Raw genomic sequence first — 14,393 nt, forward strand, 5'->3', positions numbered from 1 at the left:
GACCACAGTCAGGCAGCGTGAGCGCGCGACTCCCTTGTCAGCGCGTCAGCGGCAGTGCCACACCCATGGCGGCGAACAGCCCGCCGCAGCAGCGGTTGAAGCCGCGTCCGGCGCGTTCCAGCCAGGGGCGGGTGCGCTGGGCGGTGCGGGCCAGCAGATACTCCACCAGCCCCTCGACCAGGGCGAAGGTCGCCGCCATCACCACGAACTGCAGCCACAGGCTGCGCGCCGGGTCGAGGAACTGGGGCAGGAAGGCGCCGTAGAACAGGATCACCTTGGGATTGGAGATGGCCGACAGCAGGCCCTGGCGGAACAGCTGCGCGCCCGAGCGGGCGCCGGCGCCTTCCAGTGGCGTGAGTTGCAGCGGCGGCGAGCGCCACAGCTGGATGCCGAGCCAGACCAGGTAGGCGCCGCCCAGCCACTTGAGCACCAGCAGCGCGTGGGCCGAGGCCTTGAGCAGGGCTGCGAGGCCGAACATCGACAGCGCCATCAGCAGCACGAAGCCGATCACCCCGCCGCTCACCGTCCACAGGGTGCGGCGGTGGCCGTACAGCGCGCCGTGGGTGAGCGCGAGCAGGCCGTTGGGGCCGGGCGTCAGCGCCAGGCCGAAGACGGCGGTGAAGTAGATGAGCCAGGTGTGCAGGGCCATGGAAGTCACCGGAGCCGGGTAAAGGCTCCGAAGCTAACCCAAGCGGCCGCGCGCCGGAAGAGCGAAGCGAAACGGCAGCCGGGGGAATCTTCGCCTGCGCCCGTGCTCTAATCGCTGCGGTCTGTCCGCTTTTCGCTCAGGAGTATCGAATGATCAACGCTTACCTCGCCCGCCCCGTCTTCGCCGCCCTCGCCGTGGCCCTGGTCGCGGGCTGTGCCTCGCAGAATCCCTATGAGACCCCGCAGCAGAACTCCGGCGTCAGCAAGACCGTCAAGTACGGAGGCCTGGGCGCCGTGGCCGGCGCGGCGGTCGGTGCGGCCACCTCCAGCAAGAAGGATCGCGGCAAGGGCGCGCTGATCGGCGCGGCCGTGGCGGGCGCCGCCGCTGCGGGCTACGGCTACTACGCGGACAAGCAGGAAGAAGAGCTGCGCCGCAGCATGGAAGGCACCGGCGTGGAAGTGCAGCGCCAGGGCGACACCATCCAGCTGATCATGCCCGGCAACATCACCTTCGCCACCGATTCGGCGGACATCGCCAGCAGCTTCTACGCCCCGCTGAACAACCTGGCCTCGTCCTTCCGCCAGTACAACCAGAACAGCATCGAGATCGTCGGCCACACCGACAGCACCGGCAGCCACACCCACAACGTCGGCCTGTCTCAGCGCCGCGCACAGAGCGTAGCCAACTACCTGGCGGCCCAGGGCGTCGATGCCTCCCGCCTGAGCACCCGTGGCGCCGGCCCGGACCAGCCGATCGCCAGCAACGCTACGGCCGATGGCCGCGCGCAGAACCGCCGGGTGGAAGTGACCCTGCGGCCCCTGCCTGGCGCGCAAGGCGCGCAGTAGAAAACACCGCTTCACCCAGAAGGCCCCGTTCGGGGCCTTCTGCTTTTTGGATGATGGCGAAATGCCGTCTGTCATTCCGCCATGCTGGTGGAGATTCCTGACTACACTCTCAGCAGACGACGCGCTCGGCCGCGCGCGAGCGGGCGCGCCCAGGCGAGCGAGGCGTGGCCGCAGGAACAGGAGAAACCATGGACGACGCCGCTCCCATCTTCCCCACTCGCAAACCCATCGTTCCGCTCATCGTCAGCCTGCTCCTGCTGGCCGCGCTCTCCTCACTGGTGCTGTGGCAATGGTGGACGCTGGCGCAGGGCAACCGCGAGGCCCAGGAACAGCGCTTCGCCCTGGCCGTCGACGGCGTCGAGATGAGCGTGCGCGAGCGCATGCGCGCCTACGAGATGGTGCTGCGCGGCATGGCCGGCCTGATGGCGGGCAGCGACGAGGTGGCGGACCGGGAATGGCAGCGCGCCACCGAGCAGCTGCAGCTCCAGGAGCACTACCCCGGCATCCAGGCGCTGGCCTGGGGGCGCTACCTGGAAGCCGGCGAGCTGGAGGCCTTCGTCGCGCGGACCCGCACGGAAGGCCGTGGCGACTTCGCCGTCTACCCGCTGGGTGAGCGCGACGCCTACATGGTGATCGAATTCATCAACCCGCTGGACTGGCGCAACCGCCGCGTGCTCGGCTTCGACATGTACAGCGAGGCCACCCGCCGCGCCGCCATCGAGCGTGCCCGCGGCAGCGGCGACGCGGTGCTCACCGGCCCGCTGCGGCTCAAGCAGGAGACCGACGAGGATGCCCAGACCGGCATGCTCCTGTACCTGCCGGTGTTCCGCCAGAACGCCCCGCTGAGCACCACCGAGGAGCGTCGCGCGGCGCTACTGGGCATGGTCTGCGGCTCGTTCCGCATGAACGATCTGATGCACGGCATCCTCGGCAGCCTCTCCAGCCAGTTCGAGGTCGAGCTGACCGACTCGGCCGACCCCGCCAGGCCCCTGCTGGCGCACAGCGGCGAGCATCCCCACCGGCCGCGCTTCGAGACCCAGCGCCAGCTCGACATCTACGGCCGCGAATGGCAGCTGCGGGTGAGCAGCACACCCCTGTACGAGGCCACCGTGGGCAACAGCGGCCTGCCGATCAGCCTCGGCGCCGGCCTGCTGGCCTCGGTGCTGTTGTCGCTGCTGGTGGGCGGCTTCCTGCTGCTACGCGAGCGGGCGATGGCCGAGAGCGCGCGGCTGCGCGAGAGCGAGGGGCGCTTCCGCCTGGTGGTGGAGGCCTCGCCCAACGCCATCGTGCTGGTCGATAGTCGGGGCAGGGTGGTCATGGTCAACCGCCAGGTGGAACTGCTGTTCGGCTACGGGCGCGACGAACTGCTCGACCAGCCGGTGGAGCGCCTGCTGCCGGAGCCATTGCGCCACGGCCACGTCGCCATGCGCCGCGAGTTCCAGAAGGCTCCCGAGCAGCGGCGCATGGGCGGCAACCGCGAGCTGTTCGGCCAGCACCGCGACGGCCGGCTGATTCCGCTGGAGGTGGGCCTGGCGCCGATCCGCGTCGGCCAGGAAGTGCTGGTACAGGCAGTGATCATCGACATCAGCGAACGCAAGGCCGCCGAGGAGCGCTTCCGCCTGGTGGTGGAAGCCTCGCCCAACGCCATCGTGCTGGTAGACGGCCAGGGGCGCCTGAGCATGGTCAACCGGCAGGCCGAGCAGATGTTCGGCTACGCCCGCGACGAGATGATCGGCCAGCCGGTGGAGATGCTGTTGCCGGAGTCCTCGCGCAAACACCACCCGTCCCTGCGCGACGGCTTCTTCCGCGACCCTTCGCCAAGACGCATGGGCGGCAACCGCGAACTGTTCGGCCAGCACCGCGACGGCCGGCTGATCCCCCTGGAGGTGGGTCTGTCGCCCCTGCGCAGCGGCGACGACAGCTTGGTGCAGGCGGTGATTATCGACATCAGTGAGCGCCGGGCCGCCGAGCAGCGCCTGCGCGAACAGGCTGAGCAACTGGCCATGGCCAACCGCTACAAGTCGGAATTCCTGGCCAACATGTCCCACGAGCTGCGCACGCCGCTCAACAGCATCCTGATCCTCAGCGAACAGCTCAGGCACAACGTCGCCGGCAACCTGACCGAGAAGCAGGTCAGGCACGCGGACATCGTCTACAAGGCCGGCAACGACCTGCTGCAGCTGATCAACGACGTGCTCGACCTGTCCAAGATCGAGGCCGGCCGGGTGCAGCTCAAGCTGGAGCCGGTGAACGTCCACGACCTGCTGGTGGAACTGGACTCCAGCCTGCGGCCGATGGCCGAGATCAAGGGCCTGCGCCTGATCACCCACCTCGATCCTGGCGTGGCGCGGGTGATCCACAGCGACCGCGGGCGCCTGCAGCAGATCTTGCGCAACCTGCTGTCCAACGCCCTCAAGTTCACCGAGCACGGCGATGTGGAGCTGTCCATCGGTCACTCGCCGGTGTCCCTGGACGACGAGCGCGAGACCCTGCAGTTCGTCGTCCGTGACAGCGGCATCGGCATCGATCCGGATCAGCACGAGCGCATCTTCCAGGCCTTCCAGCAGATCGACGGCTCCACCAGCCGGCGCTTCGGCGGCACCGGCCTGGGGTTGGCCATCACCCGCCAGTTGGTGGAGGTGCTGGGTGGCCGGATCAGCCTGGAGAGCACGCCGGGGCAGGGCTCGCGCTTCATCGTGCGGCTGCCGGTGCTGGCCCTGAGCCCGGTGGACAAGGACGACGACCCGCTCGGCGCGGTGCCCCAGCGCAGCGGCAGCGGTCCGGCGGTGCTGATCGTCGAGGACGATCCCAATTTCGCCGCGGTGATCGCCGAGGAAGCCCAGGCCCACGGCTTCACCAGCGTCCACTGTCGCAATGGCAAGCAGGCCACCGCCCTGATGCAGGGCGAACGCTTCGTCGCGGTGATCCTCGACATCCTGTTGCCCGACATCAGCGGCTGGCAGATCTACCGCCGCCTGCGCGGCATGCTGCAGTACCGCGACGTGCCGGTGCACATCGTCTCCTGCGTGCCGCAGCCGCAGGGCTGGAGCGGCGACGGCACCCGCTACCTGGTCAAGCCGGTGGCGCGGCAGGACCTGGAGCGGGTGTTCGAGGACATCGCCCTGTCCGACACCCCGCCGCGCCGGCTGCTGCTGGTCGAGGACGTGGAGGCGGAGCGCGAGCACTACCGCGAGCACCTGGTACAGATCGGCTTCCACGTGGTCGCCCTGGGCAGCGCCGAACAGGCCCTGCAGGCCTACGTCGGGCAGAATTTCGATGCGCTGGTGATCGACCTCGACCTGCCCGACCAGCACGGCTTCGACCTGCTCGAGGCGCTGCAGCGCGAGCGCCCGCTGCAGAACACCCTGGTGGTGATCAACACCGGCGTGGACGTCACCCGCCAGGACCTGCAGCGCCTGCGCCGCTACTCGGCGGTGGTGGTGCGCAAGAACGGCGACGACCTCGGCCCCCTGAGCGCGGCGCTGCAGGGGTTCCTGGCGACCGTGCGCGAGCCCTCGGCCGACGATTCCGAGCTGGCCGGCAGGCGCGTGCTGCTGGTCGACGACGACATCCGCAACATCTACGCGATGACCGCGCTGCTGGATGAACTGGGCCTGGCGGTGGTGCCGGCCAGGGACGGCGAGGAGGCGCTGGCGGCGTTCGCCCGCGAACCCTTCGACCTGGTGCTGATGGACATGGCGATGCCCAACATGGACGGCTACACCGCCACCCGCATCCTGAAGGACGAACGCGGCTGCAACGTCCCGGTGATCGCCCTCACGGCCCACGCCATGAAGGGCGACCGGGAGAAATGCATCACCGCCGGTTGCGACGACTACCTGGCCAAGCCGGTCGGGCGCCAGGAGCTGCTGGAGATGCTGCACCGCTGGCTGGCGCCGGGGCCGCGGGGCTGAGGAGGGGCGAGCGATGCAGATAGAAGGAGGTGGGATGGGGCAGGTGCAACGGGAGGCCGATGACGACCGGCAGATACTCCTGGTGGTGGACGACCGCGAGGAGAACCTGGTGGCCATGGAGGCGCTGCTAGACGACGGGCAGTGGAACGTGCGCACCGTGGACTCCGGCGAGTCGGCCCTGCGCTGCATGATGGACGAGGACGTCGGCCTGGTCCTGCTCGACGTGCAGATGCCGAAGATGGATGGCTTCGAGGTGGCGCGCCTGATGCGCGGCAGCCCGCGCACCCGCTACACGCCGATCATCTTCCTCTCCGCGATTGCCCACACCGAGGAATCGGTGCTCAAGGGCTACGCGAGCGGTGCGGTGGATTTCATCCTCAAGCCCTTCGACCCCAAGGTGCTCAGGCACAAGATCAACGCGCTGCTGGAGCAGGAGCGCTACCGCCGCGAACTGCTCCAGCTCAGCCAGCAGCTGGACCGCGAGCGCGCCTTCAACGCCTCGGTGCTGGACAACGCCTCGGAAGGCATCCTGGTGATCGACCGCGATGGCATCATCCGCTTCGCCAACCCGGCCATGGCGCAGATGCTCGGCGGCGAAGTGGCGGACCTGCAGGGCAGCGCGCTGCTGTCCTACCTCAAGGCGCCGGAGATGCCTGGCAAATGGGACGAGAGCGAGTTCTACCGGCACTGGCGGGCGGGCCAGACCTACCGCGTGCACGACGCGGTGCTGGGTACCCTGAACGGCGACTACCTGCCGGTGGCGCTGTCCTGCTCGCCGTTGCCGCAGTACCAGAACTCCATGGTGCTGATCGCCCTGGACATGTCGGTGGTCAGCAACCTGCACGCCCAGCTGGAATCCCAGGCGGTCACCGACGCGCTGACCGGCCTGTACAACCGCCGCGGCTTCCACAAGGCGCTGGACACGGCGCTGTCGCGCATCGACCGCAGCGGCAAGCGCATGGCCGTACTCTACCTGGACCTGGACGGCTTCAAGCGGATCAACGATTCCCTCGGCCACGAGGCCGGCGACCAGGTGCTGCGCAGGGTCGGTGAGCAATTGAAGGCCTGCCTGCGCCCCTACGACATCGTCGCGCGCATGGGCGGCGACGAGTTCACCGCGCTACTCGACAGCCTCGACCACCCCGAGGATGCGGCGCGGGTGGCGGAGAAACTGATCGAACTGGTCTCGGTGCGCCACTCGCTGGATGGCGTCGACTTCACCCTCGGCGCCAGCATCGGCATCGCCTGCTACCCCGAGTGCGGGCAGACGGTGGACGGCCTGCTGCGTTCGGCCGACATGGCGATGTACGAGGCCAAGCGCGCCGGGCGCCAGCAGTACCGCTTCTTCTCGCCGGAGATGAACGGCCGCGCGCGCTCCCGGCTGATGCTCGAAGAGAGCCTGCGCAACGCCATCGAGCAGGACGACTTCGTGCTGGTCTACCAGCCGCAGATCGACCTGGCCAGCGGCCGCCTGCGCGGCTTCGAGGCGCTGCTGCGCTGGGAGCACCGGGTGGCCGGCACCATCTCGCCGGGGGTGTTCATCCCGCTGCTGGAGGAAACCCGGCTGATCAACCGTCTGGGCGACTGGATCTTCAACCAGGGCATCCGCCAGTGCCGCGCCTGGCAGCCGCAGTTCGGCGAACGGCTGCTGCTCAGCCTCAACGTCAGCCCCGTGCAGTTCGGCATGCCGCAACTGGTCGACGACCTGCGCCGGACCCTCGAACGGCACGGCCTCGATCCGGCGCAACTGGAAGTGGAAGTGACCGAGGGCGCGCTGATGCAGGACCTGGACACCACCCGCGAGCAACTGCGCCAGCTGCGTGCGCTCGGGGTACGCATCGCCATCGACGACTTCGGCACCGGCTACTCGTCGCTGGCCTACCTGCGCCACTTCGAACTGGACACGCTGAAGATCGACCGCCTGTTCATCGCCAACATGCTCGACTCGCCCCGGGACGCGGCGATCGTCAGCACCATCATCGATCTGGGCCACCACCTGGGCCTGGAAGTGGTCGCCGAAGGGGTGGAGACCGTGGAGCAGCGCGACTGGCTGATCGCTCATCGCTGCACCACCATGCAGGGCTTCCTCGTCGCGCCGGGGCTGCCGGCGGCGCGCGCCGGCGCCTTCCCGCCGCGCCTGGACTGGAGCGAGTGGCGCCCGGGCGAGCCGCCCGGCTGAGTCAGCCGCGGCCCGGGTACTGCTCGTGCAGGCGGCCGAGCTGGGCGTCCTTGGCCTCCCACAGCTGGTTGACCCACTGCTGGAACTGCAGGCGGTACTGCTCGTTCTGGTCGTAGTTGCGGCCGATGAACTCGGCGGGAACCGCAAGCTTGTCGAAACGCACCACCACCTCGCCGATATTGCCGGCGAGCAGGTCCCAGAAACCGGGGTTGCCGCCGGGATAGTGGATGGTGACGTTGACGATGGTATCCAGCTGTTCACCCATGGCATCCAGCACGAAGGCGATACCGCCTGCCTTGGGCTTGAGCAGGTACTTGAAGGGCGAATTCTGCTGGGCGTGCTTCTGCGGGGTCAGGCGGGTGCCTTCGAGGAAGTTGAACACCGACACCGGGTTGCTCTTGTAGCGCGCGCAGGCCTTGCGCGTGGTGGCCAGGTCCTGGCCGCGCTTCTCCGGGTGCCTGGCCAGGTACTCCTTGGTGTAGCGCTTCATGAAGGGGAACTCGAGCGCCCACCAGCACAGGCCGATCACCGGCACCCAGATCAGCTCCTGCTTGAGGAAGAACTTCAGCAGCGGCATGCGTCGGTTGAGCAGGTACTGCAGCACCAGGATGTCCACCCAGCTCTGGTGGTTGCTGGTGACCAGGTAGGAGTGGCGCATGTCCAGGCCTTCCAGCCCCTCGACGTCCCAGCGGGTGTCGCGAACCAGGTCCATCCAGAACTTGTTGACGCCGATCCAGAACTCGGCGATGCCGTGCATCACCGCGCGCAGCACGCGCTGGGCGGCGGGGAAGGGCAGCAGCAGCTTGAGCAGCGCCACGGCGAACAGCGGCCAGCAGCAGATCAGGGTATTGAGGGCCAGCAGCAGGGCGCTGATGACGCCGCGAAGCGGAGCGGGCAGGAATTGCAGCATGGTCTCGGAGGGCTCCTGGTCATGGGGCTTTCTGTGCGCCCCTGTGCGGTCGAGATACCTGCAGCACTCCCTGCGGCAAGTCGGTCCGGCGCCAAGGTTAACGCTTGTGCACTGAACGGCAAGTGCTGGGATGGACCCAGGAGTCATCCTTCCTGTCCGTGCCGCACCGCGCGGTGGATGGCGCGGATTTTAACGTTCATTCCGCGCATTTCGCACGACTTCGTAGCCCGGATGAAATCCGGGAGCGATGCCGGGGGGCGCGGGGCCGCCTAGGTCGCGCGCAACGATGGCGCGGAGACGGTGCCCATGGCCTGGGCGGCCCCGCACCACCCTGCGTGGAGCCCGAGGTCGGGCGCCAGGCGACCCCGGATTTCATCCGGGCTACGAGAGCGCTCAGCGCATGGACGCCGCCTGGATCGCCGTCAGGGCGATGGTATAGACGATGTCGTCCACCAGCGCGCCGCGCGACAGGTCGTTCACCGGCTTGCGCAGGCCCTGCAGCATGGGACCGACGCTGACGCAGTCGGCGCTGCGCTGCACCGCCTTGTAGGTGGTGTTGCCGGTGTTCAGGTCGGGGAACACGAACACCGTGGCGCGGCCCGCCACCGGGCTGTTCGGCGCCTTCTGCCGGCCGACGCTGGCGATGGCCGCGGCGTCGTACTGCAGCGGGCCGTCGATCAGCAGCGCCGGGTTGGCCTCGCGCGCCAGGCGGGTGGCCTCGCGCACCTTTTCCACCTCGGCGCCGCTGCCGGAGTCGCCGGTGGAGTAGCTGATCATCGCCACCCGCGCCGGCACGCCGAAGGCCTCGGCGGAGGCGGCGCTCTGCAGGGCGATATCGGCCAGCTCGGTGGCGTTGGGGTCGGGATTCACTGCACAGTCGCCATACACCAGCACCTGGTCCGGCAGAAGCATGAAGAACACCGAGGACACCAGCTTGTAGCCGGGTGCGGTCTTGATCAGCTGCAGGGCGGGACGGATGGTGTTGGCGGTGGTGTGGATGGCCCCGGAGACCAGGCCGTCGACCTCGTCCAGGGCCAGCATCATGGTGCCCAGCACCACGCTGTCCTCCAGCTGGGCCAGGGCCATGGGCGCGTTGAGGCCCTTGCCCTTGCGCAGCTCGACCATCGGCTCGACGTAGCGCTCGCGAATCAGCTCCGGGTCGAGAATCTCCAGACCGTCCGGAAGTGTGATGCCCTGTGCCCTGGCCACGTTGTGCACGTCCTCCGGCTTGGCCAGCAGCACGCAGCGGGCGATGCCGCGCGCCTGGCAGATGGCGGCCGCCTGCACGGTGCGCGGCTCGCTGCCCTCGGGCAGGACGACGCGCTTGTTCGCCGCCTGGGCGCGGCGCACCAGCTGGTAGCGGAACGCCGGTGGTGACAGGCGCAGCTCGCGCGGCGCGCCGCAGCGCTGCTTGAGCCAGTCGTGGTCGATGTGGCCGGCGACGAACTCGGTGACCTTCTCCGCGCGCTCGCGGTCGTCCACCGGGATTTCCTTGTTCATCCGGTTGAGGTTGGTCGCCGTGTCGTAGGAGCCGGTGCTCACCGTCAGCACCGGCAGGCCGCCCATCAGCGCGCCCTGACACAGTTCGAGGATGCGCGCGTCCGGCGGGAAGTCGCTGCACAGCAGCAGGCCGGCCAGCGGCACGCCGTTCATCGAGGCCAGGCTGGCGGCGAGGATGATGTCGTCACGGTCGCCAGGGGTGACCACCAGCACGCCGGGCTTGAGCAACTGCACCGTGTTGGGCACGGCGCGGGCGCACAGCACGATCTTCTGCACCCGGCGCTGTTCGTAGTCGCCGGCGTTGAGGATCTGCGCGCCGAGCAGGTCGGCCACGTCGCGGGTGCGCGGCGCGTTCAGCTCGTCCTGCCAGGGGATGCAGCCGAGCAGGTGGAAGTTGCCGGCGCGCAGCAGCGGCGAGAGCTGGCCGAGCTGCTCGGTGAAGGCCTCCACGCCCTCCGGGTGGCGCACCTTGTTGAGGATCACGCCGATCACCTTCGGGTCCTGCGGGCCGCCGAACAGCTGGGCCTGGATCTCGATGCGGTCGGACAGCTCGGTCAGGCTCTCCGGCTCCTCGCCCTCCGGCGCCGAGACCAGGATGATCTCGGCGTCCAGGCTCTTGGCCAGGTGCACGTTGACCCGCGCGGCGTAGCTGGCGTGGCGGGTCGGCACCATGCCCTCGACGATCAGCACGTCCATGCCCTCGGCGGCCTGCTGGTGCAGGCTGACGATCTCTTCCAGCAGTTCGTCCAGGTGGCCGTCGCCGAGCATGCGCTCGACCTGGGCCAGCGGCAGCGACCTGGGCGGCAGCAGGCCGTGGGTGCGGGCGATCAGCTCGCTGGAACGCTCGGGCCCGGCGTCGCCCGGGTGGGGCTGGGCGATCGGCTTGAAGAAGCCGACCTTCAGCCCTGCGCGTTGCAGCGCGCGGACCAGGCCGAGGCTGATGGAGGTGAGGCCGACGCCGAAACCGGTGGGGGCGATGAAGAAGGTATGCATGGAATCTCCGTGGGTCGCAGGAGCGGTCTGCAGGGGGGTAGTCAGAGAGGGGAGGCGGCGCCTCCGCCGGTTCAGGTATCGAGCAGGGCCAGGGTGTCGAGGGCGATCTGCCGTTCCTCGTTGGTCGGCACCACCAGCACCCGTGGGTGTCCCTGGGCGTGGATGGCGCCGGCGACGCCACGGATGCAGCGGGCGTTGGCCTCCTTGTCCAGCGCCAGGCCGAGCAGGCGCAGGTGGGCCACCGTCTTGCTGCGGACCAGGGGTGAGTTCTCGCCGATGCCGCCGGTGAAGATCAGCCCGTCCAGCTGCGCCAGGGCGCAGCCCATGGCGGCCAGCGACTTGGCCAGCCGATAGCAGAACACCTCGATGGCCAGGGTCGCGCCCGGGTGGCCCTGCTCGCGGGCCTGTTCCAGGCTGCGCATGTCGTTGGACAGGCCGGACAGGCCGAGCAGGCCGCTGTCCTTGTTGAGCATGGCGTCGATCTTCTCCAGGCTCCAGCCCAGGGTGCGGGCCAGGTGGCCGTGCAGGTTGGGGTCGACGTCGCCGCTGCGGGTGCCCATCACCAGGCCCTCCAGCGGGGTCAGGCCCATGCTGGTGTCGAGGCTCTGGCCGTCGACGATGGCGCAGGTGGAGCAGCCGTTGCCCAGGTGAGCGGACAGCCAGCTGCTGTCGCCATAGGCCAGCCCGGCCATCTCCGCCGCGCGGTGGCTGACGAAGCGGTGGCTGGTGCCATGGAAGCCGTAGCGGCGCACACCGTGCTCGCGGTACAGCGCCTCCGGCACTGCGTAGCGGTAGGCGTGCTCGGGCAGGCTCTGGTGGAAGGCGGTGTCGAACACTGCTACTTGTGTGAGATTGGGGAACAGCTTCAGCGCCGCCTCGATGCCCAGCAGGTTGGCCGGGTTGTGCAGTGGCGCCAGCGGCGCGGTGGCGCGGATCGCCTGCAGGCTGTGGACGTCGATGCGGCAGGCGGAGGTGAACTGCTCGCCGCCGTGCACCACGCGGTGGCCGATGCCGTGGAGCTGGCCGCCGGCGGCGCCCTGGACCAGCGGCAGCAACTGATGCAGGGCGGCGCGGTGATCGCCGCCGGGCAGCATCAGGCTGTCCTTCTCGCCGCTGCCGCGCTGCCAGTGCAGCACCGCCTCCGGGCTGCCCAGGCGCTCGGCCAGGCCGCTCAGGGTGAAGTGGGAGTGGGCTTCGTTGACCAGGGCGAACTTGATCGACGAGCTGCCGCAGTTGATGACCAGGATATTGCGTGCCGCCATGACTGTTCCTTATCTGTTGTTCGCACGTTCGGCCGCGCACCAGCCGCAGGGAAAGGGCTGGCCGAGATGGCGCTCGCGCTCGCGCGGGTCCGTGACCCAGGCGCGATTCTGCCATGGCGGCAGGTGGCGCAGGTGCTGGGTGTGGCCGCAGGACAGGTCGGCCACCCAGTGGCCGTCCTCGTCCCGGTGGAAGCCGAGCACCCACGGGGTCCGCCCGTCAGTCCCGCGGTCGCTTTCGGGCGGCGCGGCGGGTAGACTTGCCCCCTTTCCACTCTCTTGCAAAGGTTTTTCCTCCATGCAGATCGCCGCCAACAAGGCCGTGTCCATCGACTATACCCTGACCAACGATGCCGGTGAGGTGATCGACAGCTCCGCCGGCGGCGCCCCGCTGGTGTATCTGCAGGGTGCGGGCAACATCATCGTCGGCCTGGAAAAGGCCCTCGAAGGCAAGCAGGCCGGTGACGAGCTGAGCGTGGCCATCGAGCCGTCCGAAGCCTACGGCGAGTACAGCGCCGAGCTGGTCGCCACCCTCAACCGCAGCATGTTCGAGGGCGTAGACGAGCTGGCCGTCGGCATGCAGTTCCACGCCTCCGGCCCGGACGGCGGCATGCAGATCGTCACCATCCGCGATATCGACGGCGACGACGTGATCGTCGACGGCAACCACCCGCTGGCCGGCCAGCGCCTGAACTTCAAGGTCAAGGTGGTCAACGTGCGCGACGCCAGCGCCGAGGAAGTCGCCCACGGCCACATCCATGGCGAAGGCGGTCACCACCACTGATCGTCGGTCGCCGATGGCGGGCGATGCGACTTATGGTCGTCTCAGGCCCGCCCCCGGCTGCTAAGATCAGTTGACCGAAAAAGGCGCCCGCGGGCGCCTTTTCTGTCTGGCACAGAATCTCATCATGCTCAAGGAGTCCGTCATGAGTGCCTTTCACGATCTCAATCTGCGCGCGCTGGACGGCCAGGAACTGCCGCTTGCGCCCTACAAGGGCCAGATAGTGCTGGTGGTCAACGTGGCCTCCAAGTGCGGCCTGACCCCCCAGTACGCCGGGCTGGAAAATTTGCACCAGGAATATCGCGACCGCGGCTTCACCGTGCTCGGGCTGCCGTGCAACCAGTTCGCCGGCCAGGAGCCTGGCAGCGAGGAGGAGATCCGCGAGTTCTGCAGCCTTACCTACGGGGTGACTTTCCCCCTGGGCAGCAAGCTGGAGGTCAACGGCCCCGGCCGTCATCCGCTATATCGCCTGCTGGCGGGCGAGGGCGCCGAGTTCCCCGGCGACATCACCTGGAACTTCGAGAAATTCCTGGTCGGCCGCGACGGTCGCGTGCTGGCGCGCTTCTCGCCGCGCACCACGCCGGACGATCCCGCGCTGATCCAGGCGATCGAGAAGGCGCTGGGCTGACGCACCCCGCCCCGTCACTGCGTTGAGGTGCGCGTGGCGCACCCTACGGTCTTCTCGGTTCTGCACCTCGATCACCGATATCAATAGTGCTGTGCGGGGCGAGACGACCGGTCATATGCTCGCCCCATGAACAACAGCATCCGACTCGACAAGCGCGACCTGATCCTGGCCAAGGGCTCGCAGGTGATGACGCGCCGTGGCTACCACGGCACCGGCGTGATGGAGATCGTGCAGGCCGCCGGCATCCCCAAGGGCAGCTTCTACCACTACTTCGCCAGCAAGGAAGACTTCGCCCTGCAGGCGCTCGAGTTCGTCTATCAGCCACGCCTGGCCCGCTATACCGAGGCCCTGGGCAACCCGGTGCTCAGCCCCAGCGCGCGCATCCTCGGCTACTACCGGGAACTGCAGGCCCACTTCGCGCGCCAGGAACAGCCCGAGTACCACTGCTTCATCGGCAGCCTGAGCTTCGAGATGAGCGAGGTGCTGCCGGCTATCGGTGCCGAGGTCGAGCGCATCCAGCAGGCCTCGGTGGACATCCTGCGCGACTGCCTGGAGCAGGCCCGGGCCGCCGGCGAACTGGCGGCCGACGAGGATTGCGAGAACCTGGCGATCTTTATTTCCAACGCCTGGCAAGGCGTGCTGGCCCGCCTCAAGGTCGGCCGCAGCCTGCAGCCGCTGGAGGCCTTCATTCAACGTTTGGAGCTGCTGTTGCGGCCCTGACCGTTTTTTTGCCCA

At 68.6% G+C, this 14,393-nt stretch carries 11 protein-coding genes; 6 read left to right on the forward strand and 5 right to left on the reverse strand.

Going from position 1 to position 14,393, the window contains the following annotated elements; genetic code table 11:
• Positions 1-37: 37 nt before the first annotated feature.
• Positions 38-649: a LysE family translocator gene (locus N7640_RS21160; protein WP_279905520.1), complete on the reverse strand. Its 612-nt coding sequence runs from the start codon at positions 647-649 to the stop codon at positions 38-40.
• A 149-nt stretch (positions 650-798) separates the two neighbouring features.
• On the opposite strand from N7640_RS21160, the gene N7640_RS21165 reads away from it, so the two are divergent.
• The 3 genes from N7640_RS21165 to N7640_RS21175 all read left to right on the forward strand — a co-directional run bounded on the left by N7640_RS21165 (position 799) and on the right by N7640_RS21175 (position 7,587).
• The gene (locus N7640_RS21165; protein ID WP_279905521.1) at positions 799-1,494 is read left to right on the forward strand and encodes an OmpA family protein; all 696 of its coding nucleotides are present in this window, start codon (positions 799-801) and stop codon (positions 1,492-1,494) included.
• Positions 1,495-1,682: 188 nt separating this feature from the next.
• Entirely contained in the window at positions 1,683-5,408 is a 3,726-nt protein-coding gene (locus N7640_RS21170; RefSeq protein WP_279905522.1) for a CHASE domain-containing protein, read from the forward strand.
• A gap of 34 nt (positions 5,409-5,442) precedes the next feature.
• The gene (locus N7640_RS21175; RefSeq protein WP_279905525.1) at positions 5,443-7,587 is read left to right on the forward strand and encodes an EAL domain-containing protein; all 2,145 of its coding nucleotides are present in this window, start codon (positions 5,443-5,445) and stop codon (positions 7,585-7,587) included.
• Between the two features lies 1 nt (position 7,588).
• Here N7640_RS21175 and N7640_RS21180 read toward each other — a convergent pair whose 3' ends face one another.
• The 4 genes from N7640_RS21180 to N7640_RS21195 form a co-directional block, all read right to left on the reverse strand.
• On the reverse strand, positions 7,589-8,497 hold the full coding sequence (locus tag N7640_RS21180; RefSeq protein ID WP_279905526.1) for an acyltransferase: 909 nt from the start codon (positions 8,495-8,497) through the stop codon (positions 7,589-7,591).
• 393 nt (positions 8,498-8,890) lie between these two features.
• On the reverse strand, positions 8,891-10,990 hold the full coding sequence (gene pta / locus N7640_RS21185) for a phosphate acetyltransferase (RefSeq protein ID WP_220813862.1): 2,100 nt from the start codon (positions 10,988-10,990) through the stop codon (positions 8,891-8,893).
• A gap of 71 nt (positions 10,991-11,061) precedes the next feature.
• Entirely contained in the window at positions 11,062-12,252 is a 1,191-nt protein-coding gene (locus N7640_RS21190; protein ID WP_279905528.1) for an acetate kinase, read from the reverse strand.
• 9 nt (positions 12,253-12,261) lie between these two features.
• On the reverse strand, positions 12,262-12,579 hold the full coding sequence (locus N7640_RS21195; RefSeq protein WP_279905529.1) for a DUF3565 domain-containing protein: 318 nt from the start codon (positions 12,577-12,579) through the stop codon (positions 12,262-12,264).
• On the opposite strand from N7640_RS21195, the gene N7640_RS21200 reads away from it, so the two are divergent.
• The 3 genes from N7640_RS21200 (at position 12,548) to N7640_RS21210 (ending at position 14,378) form a co-directional block, all read left to right on the forward strand.
• Positions 12,548-13,033 (forward strand): peptidylprolyl isomerase, encoded by a 486-nt coding sequence (locus N7640_RS21200; RefSeq protein WP_220813859.1) that lies wholly within the window; start codon positions 12,548-12,550, stop codon positions 13,031-13,033. The genes N7640_RS21195 and N7640_RS21200 overlap by 32 nt on opposite strands.
• 142 nt (positions 13,034-13,175) lie before the next feature.
• A complete protein-coding gene (locus N7640_RS21205; RefSeq protein ID WP_279905530.1) occupies positions 13,176-13,658 on the forward strand; it encodes a glutathione peroxidase in 483 nt (160 codons plus the stop codon).
• A gap of 126 nt (positions 13,659-13,784) precedes the next feature.
• Positions 13,785-14,378 carry a TetR/AcrR family transcriptional regulator gene (locus tag N7640_RS21210; protein WP_279905531.1) on the forward strand — a complete coding sequence of 198 codons (594 nt, stop codon included), beginning with the start codon at positions 13,785-13,787 and terminating at the stop codon, positions 14,376-14,378.
• Positions 14,379-14,393: the final 15 nt, after the last annotated feature.

It is taken from the genome of Pseudomonas sp. GD04015 (genome assembly GCF_029837675.1).
Taxonomy (GTDB): domain Bacteria; phylum Pseudomonadota; class Gammaproteobacteria; order Pseudomonadales; family Pseudomonadaceae; genus Aquipseudomonas; species Aquipseudomonas paralcaligenes.

Excerpts from the sequence above, each read along its gene's own strand:
- N7640_RS21165 (WP_279905521.1), top strand. The coding sequence starts at position 799 with ATGATCAACGCTTACCTCGCCCGCCCCGTCTTCGCCGCCCTCGCCGTG.
- N7640_RS21175 (WP_279905525.1), top strand. The coding sequence starts at position 5,443 with ATGGGGCAGGTGCAACGGGAGGCCGATGACGACCGGCAGATACTCCTG.
- pta (WP_220813862.1), bottom strand. The coding sequence starts at position 10,990 with ATGCATACCTTCTTCATCGCCCCCACCGGTTTCGGCGTCGGCCTCACC.
- N7640_RS21195 (WP_279905529.1), bottom strand. The coding sequence starts at position 12,579 with ATGGACACGGCCTTGTTGGCGGCGATCTGCATGGAGGAAAAACCTTTG.
- N7640_RS21170 (WP_279905522.1), top strand. The coding sequence starts at position 1,683 with ATGGACGACGCCGCTCCCATCTTCCCCACTCGCAAACCCATCGTTCCG.
- N7640_RS21210 (WP_279905531.1), top strand. The coding sequence starts at position 13,785 with ATGAACAACAGCATCCGACTCGACAAGCGCGACCTGATCCTGGCCAAG.
- N7640_RS21205 (WP_279905530.1), top strand. The coding sequence starts at position 13,176 with ATGAGTGCCTTTCACGATCTCAATCTGCGCGCGCTGGACGGCCAGGAA.
- N7640_RS21190 (WP_279905528.1), bottom strand. The coding sequence starts at position 12,252 with ATGGCGGCACGCAATATCCTGGTCATCAACTGCGGCAGCTCGTCGATC.
- N7640_RS21200 (WP_220813859.1), top strand. The coding sequence starts at position 12,548 with ATGCAGATCGCCGCCAACAAGGCCGTGTCCATCGACTATACCCTGACC.
- N7640_RS21180 (WP_279905526.1), bottom strand. The coding sequence starts at position 8,497 with ATGCTGCAATTCCTGCCCGCTCCGCTTCGCGGCGTCATCAGCGCCCTG.
- N7640_RS21160 (WP_279905520.1), bottom strand. The coding sequence starts at position 649 with ATGGCCCTGCACACCTGGCTCATCTACTTCACCGCCGTCTTCGGCCTG.